General features: G+C 43.4%; 3 protein-coding genes. All 3 read left to right on the forward strand.

Annotated features, from left to right (window positions below):
• A partial coding sequence (locus tag TH606_RS11785) for an LA_3659 family protein (RefSeq protein WP_082863638.1) occupies nucleotides 1–515 on the forward strand: 515 nt, incomplete at its 5' end.
• Nucleotides 516–1,468: 953 nt separating this feature from the next.
• Nucleotides 1,469–1,828, forward strand: coding sequence for a type IV pilin protein (locus TH606_RS12015; RefSeq protein WP_068544047.1), 360 nt, complete (start codon nucleotides 1,469–1,471; stop codon nucleotides 1,826–1,828).
• Nucleotides 1,829–2,686: 858 nt separating this feature from the next.
• The coding region (locus tag TH606_RS11075; RefSeq protein WP_157627924.1) for an ATP-binding protein at nucleotides 2,687–3,646 on the forward strand (960 nt) is incomplete at its 3' end.

A 3,646-nucleotide genomic window follows, 5' to 3' on the forward strand; every position in this document is an offset into this window, starting at 1 on the left:
AGAGCCGCCGCATAGACGAGACCAATAAGCGTATAGATGAAGTGCGAGAAGATTTGACAAAGCGCATAGACGAAGTCCGCACGGAATTAACGGCCAGGATAGACGAGACAAATAAGCGCATAGATGAGACTAATAAGCGCATTGATGAGACAAACAAGAGAATTGATGAGACCAACAAGCGCATAGACGAAGTCCGCACGGAATTAACGGCCAGGATAGACGAGACAAATAAGCGCATAGATGAGACTAATAAGCGCATTGATGAGACAAACAAGAGAATTGATGAGACCAACAAGCGCATAGACGAAGTGCGTTCGGAGCTTACGGTTAAAATTGATGAATTTCACGCGGACCTTACGGGGAGAATAGACAACACCAATCATCGTATAGACCAGCTTACCTTTCAGATGGGCAAAGTGGCTCAGGAAGTGGAAAAGTTTAGAAAACAGCAGGATTTTTACAGGGACGTTTTACTAAGGATTCAGCGTCTGGAAGACAAGGTCATGGGAGCCTGATTTGACAAAAATTTTCACTAAACTGCCAATTTTTGTCACCTCCACTGCTGTGAAGGACTCGCCATAAACTTCCCGGCTGTCGCCGCGAGGAACACACTCCTTTGTCGCCGCGAGGAGCGTAAGTGCGACGAAGCAGTCTCTGAGATTACCAGGTGGAGATTGCTCGCGCTCGCAATGACCTAAAGAGATTCGCAATGATTAGTTCAGGTTGTTATACGAGGCGGCGAAGTGTCCTTCTATTGGGTTAGCGACGAAGTGACCTGCCGGGTTATTACGAGGAGCGCGAAGTGCGACGAAGTAATCCTTGTCCCGAGCGGTAGCGAAGGGATCTGAGATTGCTTCGCTTTGCTCGCGATGACGCAGTAGGGAGGCTCTCAATGACAACCCAAAATTGTCATCTGTTTTACGCTCTCATTATTTTTTTGAATTAAAGGTCTTCATCTTAATAAACGATAAAAGTTTTTAGAAGGAAAAATAAGTTTAAGGCTGGCACGCAGGTTGCATCATTAAGTTTAACGAGAAAACGAGGTGGCCACCTCAGGGATAGTGAGAAGTGAGAAGTGAAAAGTGAAAAGTGAGAAGTGAAAAGTGAGAAGTGAAAAGTGAAAAGAGAGAAGAGAGAAGAGTTGTCACTGCGAGTAGGCCGAAGGCCGACGAAGCAGTCCCGGAGATTGCTTCGCTTCGCTCGCAATGACCGAGTGAGATTCGCAATGACAAAGAGGGTGAAGGCCTTGCAATGACCAGTCAGGTTGTCATACGAGGCGGTGAAATGTCCCTCTATTGGTTCTATTGGTTGGTGGCGTGGTTGGGGGCGACGAAGTAGCCTTCTCGGGGTCATTACGAGGAGGTGCGTAAGCACCGACGAAGTGACTCACAGCAGAGTCATTACGAGGAGGCCCGCAGGGCCGACGAAGTAATCTCAAAAAAATCAATAAACAATAGGAGGTTTAAAAATGAAGGACAGAAGAAAAGAAAACAGGAAAAAAGGTTTTACCTTGGTGGAACTACTAATTGTCGTGGCTATTATTGCCATTCTATCGGCTGTAGCTATTCCTCAGTATACTAAATATAAAAGAAAAGCGGCTGCAAGCGCTGCTACCGGCCAGATAGCATCTTGTATGAGTGAATTAGCAGCTGCTTATGCTGATGACTCTACTGTAACTACATGGAATTGTGATGTAGATGGTAATACTTGTGGCTTGACTTTAGATCCAGCAACGGGAGATATTACAGGTTCCTGTAATCCATCAGTTAAAGGCATTGCTCTTACCTGTTCCATTACTAATAATACAGTTGAATGTACTCCTCAATAAAAGTATTCTTTAAGAATCCCGCTTAAGCGGGATTCTTATTAGCACTAATGTAACATTATATGGTATATAAAGTGTCCACCCAACTGTGAAAATTGTAAAATGATAAGATCACTTTAAGGAGGGTGGACACTCCCGATACCTTCTTTTTGGTCACTAATGTCTAAAGTATAGGAAATTTCCCTTCTCAAAGTCTGAAACCGGAAGGCCTTTAGTATGGATTCGTTATTTCTCACCTCCGCTTTCCCCTTATCCGGGAATTTAGGCAACCTTCTTAATTAAGAGTTAGTTAGATGTGTTTTGATTATTTAAATTAGGCCATCGCTAAATCCCGATGGCCTAATTTCTTTTAAAATTTTTCTGAAGTGCTATCGCCAACATTGGTGATTGCAACTCCGTCCAGCTTCAAGGCTCAAGTATCCTCAAAAAAGTGTTTTAATAATGGGAGCATTTTTTACATTAAAGAGCGTCATCGCGAGGCGACGTAGTCGCCGTGGCGATCTCAGATCCCTTCGCTGCCGTTCAGGACAAGGATTGCTTCGCTTTGCTTGAGATTCCTTCGGCCTCTTACGAGGCCTCGCAATGACGGTGTAGTAAAGGGCTCGCAATGACGGTGTGATAAAGGAGACGCAATGACTGGCCCACTTTGTCACTGCGAGGAGATCCCTCACTTCGCTCGGGACAGGCGAAGCAGTCCCTGAGATTGCTTCGCTTCGCTCACAATGACATTTCCTATTTGTCACTACAAGGAGGCCCGCAGGGCCCACGAAGTGACCCAACGGGTCATACGAGGAGCACAAAGTGCGACGAAGTAATTTCTGGCTAATTCTCAAAAGACCCTGTTCCTGTTATAATTCCCACATGAAAAAGAAACTTCCCGTTGGCATCCAGAGTTTTGAAAAGATACGTACGGAAAACTACTACTATGTAGATAAAACTCCTTTTGTTAAGAAACTGGTTGATGAAGGGGAGTATTACTTTCTCTCCCGCCCCAGGCGTTTCGGGAAAAGTCTCTTCCTGGATACTCTACGCCAGGCCTTTCTTGGTAAAAAAGAACTTTTTCAAGGCCTTTTTCTTGAAAATAACTGGGACTGGGATACTTCTTTTCCTGTGTTTTATATATCTTTTGGAGCTGGTGTTGTCCGTTCTCTGGAAGATCTCAGGAATAATATTCAGGCTTTATTAATAGACTGGAAAAATCTCTTCCACATATCCTACGAAAAGACAGGCTATAACAACCAATTTTTTGAAGCTATTCAGAAAGTAGTTGAAAAAACTGGCCAAAAGGCAGTTGTTTTAATTGACGAATACGATAAACCCATTCTTGACAACATTGAACGTCCTGAAGTGGCCATTGAAATTCGGGAAAACTTAAAGAACTTCTACTCTGTTTTAAAAGACGCCGACCCGTATCTTAAGTTTTGCTTTATAACTGGTGTTACTAAATTTTCTAAAGTTTCTTTATTCTCTGGCCTTAATAATCTTAAAGACATCACTATACATCCTGAATATGCTACTATTTGCGGCTACACTCAGGAGGAATTTAAAAAAGTTTTTGCTGATCGTCTAACGGGCCTTGACCTCGAGGAAGTGCGCCTCTGGTATAACGGCTATTCCTGGCTCGGTGAACCTGTCTATAATCCTTTTGACATCTTGCTATTCCTTGATTTGCGAGAATTTCGGCCCTTCTGGTTTGAAACCGGCACGCCCACTTTTCTAATCAAGCTACTTATTGAGAAGAAGTATTTCATTCCTGAGCTTGAAAATTTAGAAGTGGGTGAAGAGCTTATTGAAGCTTTTGATATCAATTATATTCGTCCT

Source organism: Thermodesulfatator autotrophicus (assembly GCF_001642325.1).
Taxonomy (GTDB): Bacteria; Desulfobacterota; Thermodesulfobacteria; order Thermodesulfobacteriales; family Thermodesulfatatoraceae; genus Thermodesulfatator; species Thermodesulfatator autotrophicus.